Below are 13,239 nucleotides of genomic sequence, written 5' to 3' on the forward strand. Positions count from 1 at the left end.
CACTCCGCTCTCATCAATCATGCAATGCACCGCCAGAAGGCTGGCTATGATCGGCATGCTCCTGTTATCAGACGCTGCTTTGGCTCATCAGCCGTCGCAGGCAGACGAGCCCCGCGAGTCAGTGCATCGGGCGGGGCCGAAAGGTCTTGAAGGTTGGACGGTGATCTATCCGTCTCCGGACGGTCGCGGCTACCCCAGCACCTTGGTTATCGCCCAGTGGGGGCACGTTGTCCGTCGAATCCAAGGAAATCCATTGGTGTGGAAATGGATGTTTTGGGAAAACGGAAACCAGGTCACCTATCAGACTGGATCCTTGCACTTCAACATGGGGTGCGTGCTAGTCGATATCGCAAGTGGCCGACAACTGGCGAAACTCGATTGCTATCGCGAACTTGCCGAGGATGCCCCTGCATGGGAGAAAGCGTTGCGGGACGCACAGTAAATTGGCGAAAACCCGACCATGATCATCGTAAAGGACGCGAGGCCAACATCTAATGACAAGCGAGAACGATCTTAACCAACGAGCTGTCCACGGTCCCGCGATTTGTGTGGTCGAAGTTTACGACCAAGAGACGGAAAGCATCATCCAGACGCATAGCCTTAATGTTCCGGACATTTCCGATCTTTGCAGAATCTTGAGGATCGATTCCTTCGACTCTTGGGCATGCTATGAGTTGGACGAGCGAGATATCGAGTCGCTGAGTGAGGTCTACGAGCTTCGCATTGACCGTGACAGATTGGCGCACTTAAGACTGAGGCGAGGTTACGACGAACATCCGTACTTGCTTCATACCAACCGCGAATTGTTGCTGATGCTAGCGGGACGCAAGCCGTTCAGCGCTTTCGAAGACGAGGACGGATTGTCCGGCAAACCTTCAAGGTTCTTTCCCGAAGCAAAGTTCGACGCCTTCGTGGCGGCGGGCCGTTTTGTGAAGCACGAATACCTCGAACCGTTCGAGGTCGATGCGACGCATCGGATCAGAAGGGTGTTCTATGCGCTACCCGGAGAAGCGTGGAGAATCCCCGCCTACGTGCTGTTGATGGAAACGTGGAAGTGCGCTGGATGGAACGAGGGCTTCGAAAGAATGCAAGGCTCTCTGCTGGGCTACTCAAAGGAAGAAAACGATATCCATATCGCACTTCAACAGAAGCATGTTATGAGTCGCGGGTAGCTGCGAGACATGGCCTTTGCCTTCGGGGCGCTTCGACACCGCTACAGCGAGGCCACGAAGTCCGCTACTCGAAAAATTGAGCGTCGGGTTTGGGCCGACTCCCGTCCGTCGTCATGGACCGCGTGCGGCCAGCTACGGACGTTCGATACCTTGGCACAGATTATCGACAATCGAATGCAACTTTTATCGCGAGCGGATGTTACGCTGCGCACTCCATGTATTGCCGTCGACACTGTGACAGATCAAGACGATGCGAAAGAAACGTGACCTTCTCGCAGTTGACGATCTTGAGACACTCGAGCTTCTGAAGATTATCGAGCGCGCTCAAGATATGGCCAAACTCTGGAAAGAGCGGCGCATGCCTCAGAGTCTTACCCATAAGCGCATCGGCCTTGTCGTCAATGACACCGGATGGAGAAATACGACAGCCTTTGATCTTGGCATTCAGGCGATGGGCGGCATATGTGTTCACTCGCCCGTGCGCTGGGATACGCGCGAAGCACTCAATGACCTCGCGACCTATCTCGACAACTGGTTCGATGGAATCGTTACCCGTACGCCCCTCCCGGTGTAAGAACGTGAACGCCTCGACCACTTACTTCCTAACGGACGTTGCTCGCCTTTTCCGGGACGGCGGGCGGTCATGAGAGCGCGCGCATGGCGTGCTTGGACTCGTTACTGCCGACGCGTTCCTGCTGCTCGATGACCGCACCGAACTGCGCCGCGGCCTCCTCGATGATCGCTTCACGCAATCCCGAATAGCCCAATACGAAGCCGTTATACATCCGGCCGTGGCCGACCCGATAGCTGCTAAGCGGCTGGAGCATCAGACCGAAGCCCGACGCAACGCGAGCGATTTCGGTATCCTGGAGCGGCAACACGAGTTCCGACGAAAGATGCATGCCGCCCGGGCTCTCCCGGACACTCAAGCTTGCACCGAGGTGGCGGGCCAGTGCAGCTTTGAGGCAGTTGCGACGGTGGGAATACAACGTCCTCATGCGGCGCAAATGTCGCGCGAACAGACCGCTGTCGATAAAGTCGGCCATAGCCAATTGCTCGGCCGGATGACCACGATGCACGAGCTCACGCAACGTGTGCGTGAAACGGTTCACCAGCATGTCCGGTACGACCATGAAGCCGAGCCGCAACGCGGGAAACATTGTCTTGCTGAACGTGCCGAGGTAGCAGACAGGCGCATTGGCAAACAAGCCCTGGATGGCGGGGAGCGGCTGTCCGCCGCAACGGAATTCGCTGTCGTAGTCGTCTTCTATGATCCAGGCGCCGCATGCGCGAGCCCTTTCGGCGAGCGCACTGCGCCGCCGCGCGCTCATCAGCCAGCCGAGCGGATACTGATGGGATGGGGTCAGGTAGATCAGCTTGGGCGGATGGTTTCGCCACTGATCTTCGGTCGGCGCGAGCCCTTCGTGATCGACCTCAATCGGCACGACTTGCAGTCCGGTCGATCGGAACGCAGTCCGTGCGCCGTTGTAGCAGGGGTTTTCCAACCAGCCGTATTCACCGGGATTCGACAGCATGCGTGCGCACAGTTCCAGGCTGCTCTGAGTGCCGTCCGTGATGAACACCTGCTCGGTATCGCAACGTACGCCCCGGGAAATACGGATATAGGCCGCAACGGCCTTGCGTAATTCCGGCATGCCTTCGGCCGGTCCGTAGGCGAGATGCGCGGGCCTGATGTTTCTCCATGCGCGCTCCACGCAGCGGCGCCATTGATGGAGCGGAAATTCTTCAAGCGACGGCAGCCCCGGCACGAACGGCAACATCGTGTCGGGTTCGGGGTACGGATTTTCCAGTCCGATGACTCGATCGGCCAGGCGAACCGACTGCAAACAGCTTTCGCTTTCCTCGCGCGCATGAACCTTTCCGTCCCACACGGTGGTCGTGCCGTTTCGCGTGGCCGCCACGAAACCTTCTTCCGCAAGCCTTTCGTACGCGTAGACCACGGAATTTCTCGAAATGTCGAGCTCTATCGCGAGTGCGCGCGTCGACACGAGCCTTGTGCCCGCAGGGATCTGACCGTCCATCAACAAATCACGCAAGCAGTTGTAAAGCGCTGCCTGCTGGCTTTGCCCAGCCATGCTTTTCTGCGCGGAGAACGATGATACTAGGGGCGCGAGGTCCATATCGTGGTTCCAAATTTTATTGAGATGGTGGACTTTTTTTTGTGCCATTGAGCGCGGTATGATTCTCGCCCCGACGTCGATGGCCGTTAACAAGCTATTTCAGAATGAACTCAATGAATATTAGAAAATATCGATCCGGTGACCTGGAAGGAGTGGCGCGGCTATTTAATGATTACCGGATTTTTTATGGGCAGAACCCGGACATTGGCCTCGCAGTGCGTTTCATATCGGACAGAATAGAAAATTCTGAATCAGTCATTTTTGTGGCTGATGCCGGCAACGGTACGCTGGTCGGCCTGTGTCAACTATATCCGACGTTTTGCTCGGTCGCGGCCGTGCCTATCTACATTTTATATGATCTCTTCGTCGCGCCCAACGCCCGGCGTGCCGGTGTGGCGAAGCAGCTTCTGCTGGCAGCCATCGGGCAGGCACAGACTGAGGGCAAGGCCCGTGTGGATCTGACGACGGCCAAGCAGAATTTCGGTGCTCAGGCGCTCTACGAAAGTCTCGGCTGGAAGCGTGACGAGATTTTCTATACCTACAACCTTTCGATTCGATAAGGTCGCCCGGGTGCACGACGTCGCGAGAGTTGCGCGTCCGTTTTTTATGTCAGCAGTTGGATTGCTCACCGGTTTGGCGCCCCGAGCAAGGCCGTCCCGCATATCCGGGGTTTGGATAAAAAAAGGTGAATTTGCAATGATCTCCAGCCAGAACGAGGGCAGAGCCTTGCTTGTGGATAACGAACCCGTGAACAAAATCATTTCGAGTGCGACGATGCAGAAATTTGACGCGAGTAATACAAGTAATCGATATTTCTTGGATCGACAGGCCAAGTTCGAATCGAATGCGCGTAGCTATCCGCGCAAAATACCGATCGCGATCCGCTCCGCCAGCGGTTCCTGCATAACGGATGTTGAGGGCCGGCAATATCTGGATTGTCTGGCCGGCGCGGGCACGCTCGCGCTGGGGCACAACCACCCGGATGTCACCAAGGCAATCGGGGCGGTATTGCAAAACGGCTTGCCGCTGCACACGCTTGATCTCACTACCCCGCTAAAGGACGAGTTTTCCGAGAAACTGCTCAGTCTGTTGCCCGGCAATGCGTCCGATTGGCGGCTGCAGTTCTGCGGTCCGACGGGGGCCGACGCGGTGGAAGCAGCATTGAAGCTGGCCAAGACGGCAACGGGACGCGCTTCGATTCTTAGCTTTTCCGGCGGATACCACGGCATGACGCATGGTGCGCTGAGCGTTACGGGCAACCTGGCACCAAAGCGCTCCGTGTCGTCGCTGATGCCCGGCGTGCAATTCATGCCGTTCCCGTATAGCTACCGTTGCCCGCTCGGCTTGGGCGGCGAGCAAGGCGAGAATGCGCTTGCCACTTACCTGGAGTGCTTTCTCGACGACGTCGAGAGCGGTGTGACGCAACCGGCTGCGGTCATCGTTGAAGCGGTCCAGGGTGAAGGCGGGGTGATTCCCGCTCCCGATGCGTGGTTGCGCCGCTTGCGCGCGGCAACGCAGGCGCGCGGCATCGCGCTGATCCTCGACGAAGTGCAGGCCGGCATTGGCCGCACCGGCGATTGGTTCGCATTTGAACGGTCCGGCATCGTCCCCGACATGATCGTCATTTCCAAAGCGGTCGGAGGAGGGCTACCACTTGCGGTACTGGCTTACCGCAAGCAATGGGACGAATGGCTGCCGGGCGCTCACACCGGCACATTCCGCGGCAATCAGATGGCGATGGCGGCCGGCCTCGCCACTATGCACGTCATCGAGCGGGATGGTCTGTTGTCGCAAGTCGGCTCACGTGGCGAGCAGATGCGCGCAGGTCTGCACAAGCTTACCGGCAAGCATCCCTGCGTTGGCGACGTTCGAGGCCGTGGCCTGATGTTCGGTATCGAAATCGTCGATAAGGCGCAGCCCGCGGACCCGCTAGGCAGCTATCCCGTCAATCCGGAGTTGGCTGCGCGCGTTCAGGCCGAGTGCTTCGCCAACGGACTGATTATCGAGCGCGGCGGCCGGCATGGCGCGGTGTTGCGTTTGTTGCCGCCCCTGAACATCAGTCAAGCTGAACTCTGCTGCGCCCTCGAGCGGCTCGATCAAGCGTTGTCCAGCGCGACGCAGAGCAAGCCGGCAACGGAGGCTGCGGAACATGCGTAACAGCCGGCTGGAAAGTCTGACGTCTTGTGGTGTAGGAAGCGGACAGCGCTACCGATTCGTGATGGACGAAGCGGTGCGAATGGCGGGTGCGTGGCTCGAAGACGGAGCCCTGTTCAACGGCGACACGCCCCAAGCGCTTGGCGCTCGCCTGAGCATTATCGAGGTACTGCCTGAAGTCGGCGTCGGCGACGCACAAGCACTCACCGATGCGGCGCAGATCGTGCTTTCCGGGAGCTTGCAGGTTCATCATCCGCTCTGCATCGCGCATTTGCATTGTCCGACGACGTTGAGCGCGCAGGGCGCCGAGGTGCTGCTCAATGCCGCCAACCAATCGATGGACTCGTGGGACCAAGGTCCGGCAGCGACGGTACTCGAGCAGCACATGCTGTCGTGGCTACGCGCTCGGCTGGGCTACGGCACGGGGGATGCCGGCGTGTTCACGAGCGGCGGCACGCAGAGCAACTTGATGGGGTTGCTGCTGGCGCGCGACCATGCGGTCGCCGCACATTGGAAGCGTTCGGTGCGCAAGCTGGGCTTGCCCACCGATGCGGCCCGGCTCAAGGTGGTGTGCTCGGAAAAGGCTCACTTTTCGGTGCGCCAAGCACTTTATCTGCTCGGGCTCGGCGGCGATGCGTGCATCAGTGTTCCTGTCGATCGAGACGATCGCATGGATATGCGGGCGCTTGAGGACGCGCTCAAAAAAGCTGCGGACGACGGCCAGATCGTCTTCGCGATCGTGGCGACCGCCGGCACCACCGATGCAGGCGCCATCGATCCGCTCTCCCGGCTGGCGGATTGCGCCGCGATGTACGGCATTTGGCTGCACGTCGATGCCGCGTGGGGCGGAGCACTTCTGCTGTCAGAGAAATACCGGGGCCAACTGAACGGAGTCGAGCGCGCCGACTCGGTCGCACTCGACTTCCATAAGCACTTCTTCCAGCCAATCAGCTGCAGCGCATTCTTGCTCAGAGAGGGCCACCATTTCAACGCAATGCGCGAGCATGCCGATTATCTCAATCCGGCCGAAGACGAAGAACTCGGGATTCCCAATCTGGTCGACCGGTCGCTTCAGACGACACGCCGATTCGATGCGCTGAAACTATGGACGAGCTTGCGCAGCCTCGGTGCGCGCCGCTTCGGCGAACTTGTCGACGCTGGTATTGACCTTGCACGCGAAGTCGCCGAGACCCTCGAAGCTGACCCGGCGTTCGAGCTGATCCAGCCGCCCCAACTTGCCAGTGTCCTGTTCAGGCTTCAGGCGCCATATATGGACGAACTCGAGCGCGACGCGCTTCACCAATCGGTGGCGTATGGCCTGTTGAACCAGGGGATCGCCAACTTGGGCGTGACGCGCCGCGATGGCCGAACAGCTCTGAAAATGACGTTGCTCAATCCGGCTACCGATACGTCGCATATCGTCGATCTCATGCGGCACCTCAAGCGCTTGGCCGTCGAGTACGGGGCGCAGACCATAAACGGCCCCAACGCCCGCTCTCGCTCGCTGCGCCCGGAGGGCGTGGCTGGGTCCGTTGGGACGGTCTTGGGGGAGACCGCATGATGAAACACATGGAATCCGCACCGACGCCCGCGGGCATACTCGATGTGATCGGCGTCGGCATTGGCCCGTTCAATCTTAGCTTGGCGGCGCTGCTCGCCGAAGCGGGGCTCGACCGCGCGGTATTTCTCGAACGCAAGCCGAGCTTCAGCTGGCATCCAGGCATGTTGCTCGAGGGAACCACGCTGCAGGTGCCGTTTCTTGCCGACCTGGTGAGTCTCGTCGCGCCCACCAGCCGCTTCGGTTTTCTGAACTACCTGCAGGCTCATGATCGCCTGTACAAGTTCTACGTCTTCGAGAATTTTCATATCCCGCGCCGGGAGTATGACCACTATTGCCAATGGGTCAGCCATCAGCTTCCGAGCCTGCATTTCGGAAGTGAAGTTGTCGGCGTGGACGCGATGGACGATTGCTATCGCGTCACCGCGCGGGAAGCGCACGGGGAACGCGTCTATTACGCCCGTAATCTCGTGCTCGGCACCGGGACGCAACCATGGTTGCCGGCGTGCCTGCAGACGCTTGCGCGACGATTTCCGGGAAAGGTCATGCATACAGCCGACTACGCGGATCGCTTCGATATCGCGACAAAACAGCGTGTGCTGGTGCTCGGATCGGGCCAGTCCGCGGCTGAGGTGGTGCATGCCTTGATCGACAAGCAATTCAACGACGAAGGCCGGCCGCAATTCGAGCTGCACTGGTATACGCGAGCCGCGGGTTTTTTGCCGATGGAATATTCAAAGCTGGGGCTCGAGCATTTCACTCCGGACTACACCACGTATTTCCATGGGCTTCCCCAAGAGGTCAAGGACCGCGTGGTGCCCCAGCAAGGTCTCTTCTATAAGGGCATCAGCTTCAAGACGATCGCGGACATCTACGACCGCCTCTACCACCGCAGTGCCGGCGGCACGCCGGTTCCAGTACATTTGCGTGCTTGCAGCGAATTGCGCCAAGTCGAGCCTACCGCGGACGGGCGGCTCGACGCACAGTTCGTGCACCTGCAAACAGGGCTCGCATTTTCGATTTCGGTCGACGCGATCATCGCCGGCTCGGGCTATCGCTACTCGTTGCCGTCGTTTCTCGATGGACTCGGCGACAAGCTGAACCTCGACGCATCGAAACGCCTAAAGATCGACGCCGACTACCGGGTAGATCATCGTGGTCCCGGACAGATCTTTATCCAAAACGGGGAGCTGCACACACACGGTATTGGTGCACCGGACCTCGGTCTCGGTGCTTGGCGGGCGGCGCGGATCGCCAACCGGATTGCCGCCCGCGAACTGTATCGCCTGCCATCGAGGGTTGCATTTCAGGAGTTCGGAGCGGGGGGCGATAGCTGGATGGATCTTGTCGCCAGCCCGAACTCCGGCATCGCCTCCGGCGACACGTCCCCCGCGAGCCATGCCTCTACTCCTTCACAGTCGAATATCGAGGTTGTTTGATGACCGCTCACGCTACTTATGTGCTCATCCCCGTGATGCCTACACCGAATGGCCCGCTCCATCTCGGTCATGTTGCGGGCCCGTTCCTCAAGATGGACATGCTCGCACGGCATTTGCGGCGCAATGGTGCAACGGTTGCGCTCGTCTCGGCGACCGACCCCTACGAGACGCATGTGCTGCCTCGCGCCGACGAACACAACAAGCCTGTCGAGCAGATCTGTGCCGAGTACCATCGGGCGATTGCCGATTGCCTCGATGCACTCGATATTCGTTACGACGCGTTCCTCAATCCGCTCGATCCGCCATACCGGGAGCGCCTTCACCGCCTCACACGCGAGGTGCTGGCCGATCTGAATGCGCAAGGCCTGCTGCAGGCATACGACGAACCAGTCCACATTGGCAGCCGGAGCGGGCGGATGATCGTCGGCAGTCGGATCGCTGGCACTTGCCCTTCCTGCGGCGTTGAAATGGGTGGCTACCACTGCGAAGCATGCGGCATGGAAGTATCGCCGCGCGATTTGATCGAACCTCGAGCGGAGCCGGACGAGGCCACAGTCGAGGTCACCGAGCGGGCCAGCGTTTTTCTCGATGCCGACGTGCCGGCTCTCGCGCAGCGGATGCTGGAGATGCGTGTGCCGGCCGACGTCCGGCGTATCGCAGAGCGATTTATGCGGACTTCGGGGGGCAAGGTGCGGCTGTCGAATCCAGGTGAGTGGGGCGAGCCTTGGCCTGATGGGCGGGCTTCTGCGCCTTCGGTCGTGTTCACCTATACCGCGCTCTTCATGTTGTCGGTGCTCTGCGGCGAAGTCGCGCAGGAGATTCTCGCGCTCGCGCGCAATCCGTTCGATACAGCCTCCGGCACTGTGAACGTGACCAGCTTCGGCTTTGACAATACAGTGCCGTTCTGCGTGGGCGTGGAGACACTTGCGCAGCATAGCCGCCGCTACCGCGGCTTCGATCGTTATCTGACGAATTTCTTCTACACGCTCGACGGCCGCAAGTTTTCGACGAGTCGTCAGCATTGCATCTGGGCTGACCGGGCGGTGCGGGAGTTGGGTGCATCGTCTGACGTGTTGCGCTATTTCCTCGCAAAAACCAGCCCGGAGGCCGGGCCGAGCGATTTCTCCCGCGACGACTTCCAAGCGTTCCGCCGCACCGTCGAGCCACGCCTAGCCCAGATGCAATCCGCTCTCGAGGTCCGGCGGAGCGATGACGCAGTCGATCCGTATGCGGACACGCTCGCACGACTCGTGGCCGACATGGGCGCGGCTTTCGACGTCGATCATTTCAGCCTGCGGGCGGCAACGCGTTGCATCGACCAATGGCTCGCGCTGGAATGGCGGCCGCAGGCTGCCCGGCAGTATGTACGCGGATTCTGCGTTCTTGCGTATCCGGTTATGCCGGGTGTCTCGTCGGCGCTCTGGAAGAATCTGGGATACGAGGGTTCCCCTAGTTACGCGACCATCGCAGCATTCGAGGAAACCGTATGAGCGGTCCTCACGATCAAGTCCTTTCGCCTATCCTCCTGGCTTTCCAGCCGTCGCAGGCTTGGGAAACGGGGATGCGTGTAGAGGAAATCGACTTCGGCTCTTTGCGCGCCGGCACCACGTTCGAGGCATCGCGTTTCGAGGTTGCCGTTGGCGGTTTTTCTCCGCCGGAGAAACACCCGGAGCGAGAAGTATGGATGATCGCAGCCGGTACAGGCAGGCTCTATTACCGCGGCGAAGTCACGGATGTGCGAAGCGGCGATTGCCTGACGTTCGATCCGAACACCGAGCATAGCGTGCATAACACCGGGGTCGAGCCGATGCGCATCTTCTCTGTCTGGTGGACCGAGCGCGGAACGTGAGCCATCCGGCAGAGACGATGGTCGGCGCGGCTGGCGAGGACGAAGGCACGTTCGGCACGATTCCGGTCGCTGCACTCATAGCGACTTCCGTTCTTGCGCAGATTGGCCAGTACGGCATCGGGTTTGTCGTGTTGCCGCTTTGGCTCATGCAGAGCAGCTCCAGCGCCGCGCTGACGGGGCTGTTCGCGTCGTTCGAGTGGATCGGGATGCTGGCCGGGATCATGCTTGCACCGAGCGTGATCGGGCGCAGCGGTTTTGGGCGGACGGTGTTCTACGGGTTGCTGGTTTCGGTGGCAGGGTTCTGCGTGGTAGCGGTTCCGGCCGGCGCGTTGGTGCTGCCGGGAGCGGGCATGATCGGCTTCGGGATGGGGCTACGCTGGATCGGCATCGAGACACCGTTGTTTCGCGGCACGCCCTCACGAATGCGTGGCCGGATCATTGGCCTACATGAATTGCTGGTCGCCAGCGCAGCGATGATCGGGCCCATGTTCGAACGACTCACGGGGCTTGTCGGCGTGCGCCCCTTGATGTGGGGTGTCCTCTTCGTCTTGGCGGCGATGCTTTCGCTGATCGTCGGGGTGCGATGGTCGCCGATGAGCGGCACGATGGATAGCGGAGGAGCCGCCGGAACGGTTCGCCGGACATCGCTAAGCAGCACCATGCGCACAGGCGCGATGATCGGCGCGACGGCAGGCCTGTGCAATGGAGCATTGTATGGATTGCTTCCGCAGTTCGCGCATGCGCGAGCAATGACGCCGGAAATGACATCGAGTCTGCTGGTCAATGCCGGTATCGGCGCGGCCCTCGCGCAGTACCCGGTGGGCTGGCTCGCGGACCGGCTCGGGCTCACGCATAGTGCGATCCTGCTGGGTTCGATTTCGCTGATCTCGTCGACGGTATTGCTGGTCGCCCGTCTTCCGGCCACTCTGATGCTTGCAGTGTTGATATTTGCCGGCGTCATCCGCGCGTTGCTGACGCTTGCGACCTACGCTGCCGCCATCGACGACGCAGGCTCGGCCGACCACAACATGCGAGTCGTCGCGGGACGGTTTTCCGTCGGCGCGATCCTAGGCCCGATCGGTGCCGGCACGGCGATGACCGTCGCCGGAATGAACATGCTGGCGGTCTGGTTCATCGCGCTCTGTGGCGGCCTGACCTTGTACCTGTGCGCGACGGTGCTGCCGTTCATGCCGCGCCGTAGCAAACCCTGAATCTGGCGATGGTGATATAGGCATCAATTGGAGCTGCAAATGGGTGTGCGTGTCATGGCCGTTGGCGAAGACCGAAACCTGCCTGCCCGGGTCGATGTCGTCGTGATCGGCGGCGGCATTGTCGGTATCTGCACGGCGCTGGCACTTTCTGATAAAGGCATCTCCGTGGCGGTTTGTGAAAAAGGCGTCATTGCCGGTGAGCAGTCCGGCCGGAACTGGGGATGGTGCCGGACGGCGCGTCGCGATTTGCGCGAGTTGCCGCTCAGCCTCGAAAGCATGCGGCTGTGGCGCCAAATGGACCGGCAGCTCGGGATCGATACCGGTTTCCGGCAAAGCGGCATTCTGTACGCCACGGGCAACGCTGATCAGTTGGCCGAGCACGAACGATGGCTGAGCCGGGCGAGAGCCCTACTCGGAGATCAAGCGCTGAGTTCGCGAGTCGTTTCGGCAGCCGAGACCGCGGAGCTGATGCCCGGTGTTGCGCAACCCGGCGGCAGTGCGATAACTGGTGGCTTCTTTACACCTACGGATGGGCAAGCCGAGCCCGAGCGAGCGGTTCCCGCAATGGCGCTGGCATTGCGGGCGCGAGGCGTTCCCATCCTAACGCCGTGTGCTGTGCGCGGCGTCGAGACGAGCGCCGGCGCGGTCAGCAGCGTGGTCACCGAGCACGGCTCTATTCGTTGCACATCCGTCGTGGTCGCCGGTGGCGCCTGGACGAGCCTGTTTTGCGCGAACCTCGGCATCGAGATACCGCAGCTCGCCGTCCGCAGCTCAGTGTTCTGCACGGCGCCGATTGCAGGCGGGCCGGAAGCCAGCGCGTGCCATGGGAGTGTCGGCTATCGAAAGCGCTTGGATGGCGGCTATTCGGTCGCCAGTGCCTCGCGCACCTTGGCCGAACTGACACCGGACAGCTTCCGGCTCTTTGGCCAGTATTGGCCGATTCTCAAAACGCAGTTGCGCTCGATGCGCTTTGCTCTAGGACGTCGCTTCATCGAGGCGTTGCGCCAGCCGCGTTCGTGGCCGCTCGACCAGCCTACCGTCTTCGAAACGGCTCGGACGCTTGATCCGGCTTCGACGCGCGCTCACATCGCGGTGACGTTGCGCGATTTCCGCGCGCTGTTCCCGAATTTGGGGCCCGTCGAAATCGTTCGGTCGTGGGCCGGCTATGTCGACGTGACGCCCGACGCGGTGCCTGTGATCTCGCCAGTTAATACGCTGCAGGGCCTGATTGTCTCAACGGGCTACTCGGGGCACGGCTTCGGGCTCGGTCCCGGCGCAGGCAAGCTCACAGCCGACCTCGTGGCCAACGACGCGCCAGTCGTCGACCCTCACCCGTTCAGGCTTGGCCGCTTTAGTGATGGCAGCCGAATCGAGCTCGATGGTGGATTTTGAGCACTCAACTCGGATCTTCGAAGTGATTTGAAAACCGGGCGTTGAGCGATCACCGCATCGCGTTGAACACCTCAGCCCCGTCGATCGTCAACGTGGGCAACGTCTGTCGACTCCACGGCGACAGTAATACTACGTTTTCGGCCGTCATCTACTGCCTGCTGGTATATAGGAACCTAAACGCCTCGACCACTTACTTCCTATCGACTTCCGCGACGGCCGCGCGCAAAGCGATGAGATAGCTGTGCATTCCGAATCCACAAATCTGTCCCGTCACGATTTCCGCGAAAACCGAGTGATGCCTGAACGGCTCGCGCGCATGGATG

General features: G+C 60.6%; 13 protein-coding genes. 11 read left to right on the top strand and 2 right to left on the bottom strand.

The window, feature by feature from the left end:
- The 3 genes from VGL01_RS14120 to VGL01_RS14130 form a co-directional block, all read left to right on the top strand.
- Nucleotides 1-442, top strand: a 442-nt coding sequence (locus VGL01_RS14120; protein ID WP_331570306.1) for a hypothetical protein, incomplete at its 5' end; no start/stop codon positions are given.
- Between the two features lie 52 nt (nucleotides 443-494).
- On the top strand, nucleotides 495-1,172 hold the full coding sequence (locus tag VGL01_RS14125; RefSeq protein ID WP_331570308.1) for a hypothetical protein: 678 nt from the start codon (nucleotides 495-497) through the stop codon (nucleotides 1,170-1,172).
- A 250-nt stretch (nucleotides 1,173-1,422) separates the two neighbouring features.
- Nucleotides 1,423-1,746 carry a hypothetical protein gene (locus VGL01_RS14130; protein ID WP_331570310.1) on the top strand — a complete coding sequence of 108 codons (324 nt, stop codon included), beginning with the start codon at nucleotides 1,423-1,425 and terminating at the stop codon, nucleotides 1,744-1,746.
- 67 nt (nucleotides 1,747-1,813) lie between these two features.
- On the opposite strand, the gene VGL01_RS14135 is transcribed toward VGL01_RS14130, so the two are convergent.
- Complete coding sequence (locus VGL01_RS14135; protein ID WP_331570312.1) at nucleotides 1,814-3,313, bottom strand: PLP-dependent aminotransferase family protein; 1,500 nt, start codon at nucleotides 3,311-3,313, stop codon at nucleotides 1,814-1,816.
- 113 nt (nucleotides 3,314-3,426) lie between these two features.
- On the opposite strand from VGL01_RS14135, the gene VGL01_RS14140 reads away from it, so the two are divergent.
- The 8 genes from VGL01_RS14140 to VGL01_RS14175 all read left to right on the top strand — a co-directional run bounded on the left by VGL01_RS14140 (nucleotide 3,427) and on the right by VGL01_RS14175 (nucleotide 12,916).
- Nucleotides 3,427-3,873, top strand: a complete 447-nt coding sequence (locus VGL01_RS14140) for a GNAT family N-acetyltransferase (RefSeq protein ID WP_331570314.1) — start codon at nucleotides 3,427-3,429, stop codon at nucleotides 3,871-3,873.
- Between the two features lie 61 nt (nucleotides 3,874-3,934).
- A complete protein-coding gene (locus tag VGL01_RS14145) occupies nucleotides 3,935-5,470 on the top strand; it encodes a diaminobutyrate--2-oxoglutarate transaminase (protein ID WP_414720258.1) in 1,536 nt (511 codons plus the stop codon).
- Nucleotides 5,463-7,028 (top strand): aspartate aminotransferase family protein, encoded by a 1,566-nt coding sequence (locus VGL01_RS14150; protein WP_331570316.1) that lies wholly within the window; start codon nucleotides 5,463-5,465, stop codon nucleotides 7,026-7,028. The genes VGL01_RS14145 and VGL01_RS14150 overlap by 8 nt, the downstream gene beginning before the upstream one ends.
- Before the next feature lie 44 nt (nucleotides 7,029-7,072).
- Complete coding sequence (locus VGL01_RS14155; RefSeq protein ID WP_331570318.1) at nucleotides 7,073-8,464, top strand: lysine N(6)-hydroxylase/L-ornithine N(5)-oxygenase family protein; 1,392 nt, start codon at nucleotides 7,073-7,075, stop codon at nucleotides 8,462-8,464.
- A complete protein-coding gene (locus VGL01_RS14160; protein ID WP_331570320.1) occupies nucleotides 8,464-9,954 on the top strand; it encodes a methionine--tRNA ligase in 1,491 nt (496 codons plus the stop codon). Before VGL01_RS14155 ends, VGL01_RS14160 begins: the two co-directional genes overlap by 1 nt.
- Complete coding sequence (locus VGL01_RS14165) at nucleotides 9,951-10,313, top strand: cupin domain-containing protein (protein ID WP_331570322.1); 363 nt, start codon at nucleotides 9,951-9,953, stop codon at nucleotides 10,311-10,313. Before VGL01_RS14160 ends, VGL01_RS14165 begins: the two co-directional genes overlap by 4 nt.
- Nucleotides 10,310-11,524, top strand: coding sequence for an MFS transporter (locus VGL01_RS14170; RefSeq protein ID WP_331570324.1), 1,215 nt, complete (start codon nucleotides 10,310-10,312; stop codon nucleotides 11,522-11,524). The genes VGL01_RS14165 and VGL01_RS14170 overlap by 4 nt, the downstream gene beginning before the upstream one ends.
- Nucleotides 11,525-11,563: 39 nt before the next feature.
- Nucleotides 11,564-12,916 carry an FAD-binding oxidoreductase gene (locus VGL01_RS14175; RefSeq protein WP_331570326.1) on the top strand — a complete coding sequence of 451 codons (1,353 nt, stop codon included), beginning with the start codon at nucleotides 11,564-11,566 and terminating at the stop codon, nucleotides 12,914-12,916.
- Nucleotides 12,917-13,106: 190 nt separating this feature from the next.
- Here VGL01_RS14175 and VGL01_RS14180 read toward each other — a convergent pair.
- Nucleotides 13,107-13,239, bottom strand: a 133-nt coding sequence (locus VGL01_RS14180) for a type II 3-dehydroquinate dehydratase (RefSeq protein ID WP_331570330.1), incomplete at its 5' end; no start/stop codon positions are given.

This window comes from Trinickia sp., assembly GCF_036503415.1.
In the GTDB taxonomy this organism is placed as follows: Bacteria; Pseudomonadota; Gammaproteobacteria; order Burkholderiales; family Burkholderiaceae; genus Trinickia.

Excerpts from the sequence above, each read along its gene's own strand:
- VGL01_RS14135 (WP_331570312.1), bottom strand. The coding sequence starts at position 3,313 with ATGGACCTCGCGCCCCTAGTATCATCGTTCTCCGCGCAGAAAAGCATG.
- VGL01_RS14165 (WP_331570322.1), top strand. The coding sequence starts at position 9,951 with ATGAGCGGTCCTCACGATCAAGTCCTTTCGCCTATCCTCCTGGCTTTC.
- VGL01_RS14160 (WP_331570320.1), top strand. The coding sequence starts at position 8,464 with ATGACCGCTCACGCTACTTATGTGCTCATCCCCGTGATGCCTACACCG.
- VGL01_RS14130 (WP_331570310.1), top strand. The coding sequence starts at position 1,423 with ATGCGAAAGAAACGTGACCTTCTCGCAGTTGACGATCTTGAGACACTC.
- VGL01_RS14125 (WP_331570308.1), top strand. The coding sequence starts at position 495 with ATGACAAGCGAGAACGATCTTAACCAACGAGCTGTCCACGGTCCCGCG.
- VGL01_RS14150 (WP_331570316.1), top strand. The coding sequence starts at position 5,463 with ATGCGTAACAGCCGGCTGGAAAGTCTGACGTCTTGTGGTGTAGGAAGC.
- VGL01_RS14175 (WP_331570326.1), top strand. The coding sequence starts at position 11,564 with ATGGGTGTGCGTGTCATGGCCGTTGGCGAAGACCGAAACCTGCCTGCC.
- VGL01_RS14140 (WP_331570314.1), top strand. The coding sequence starts at position 3,427 with ATGAATATTAGAAAATATCGATCCGGTGACCTGGAAGGAGTGGCGCGG.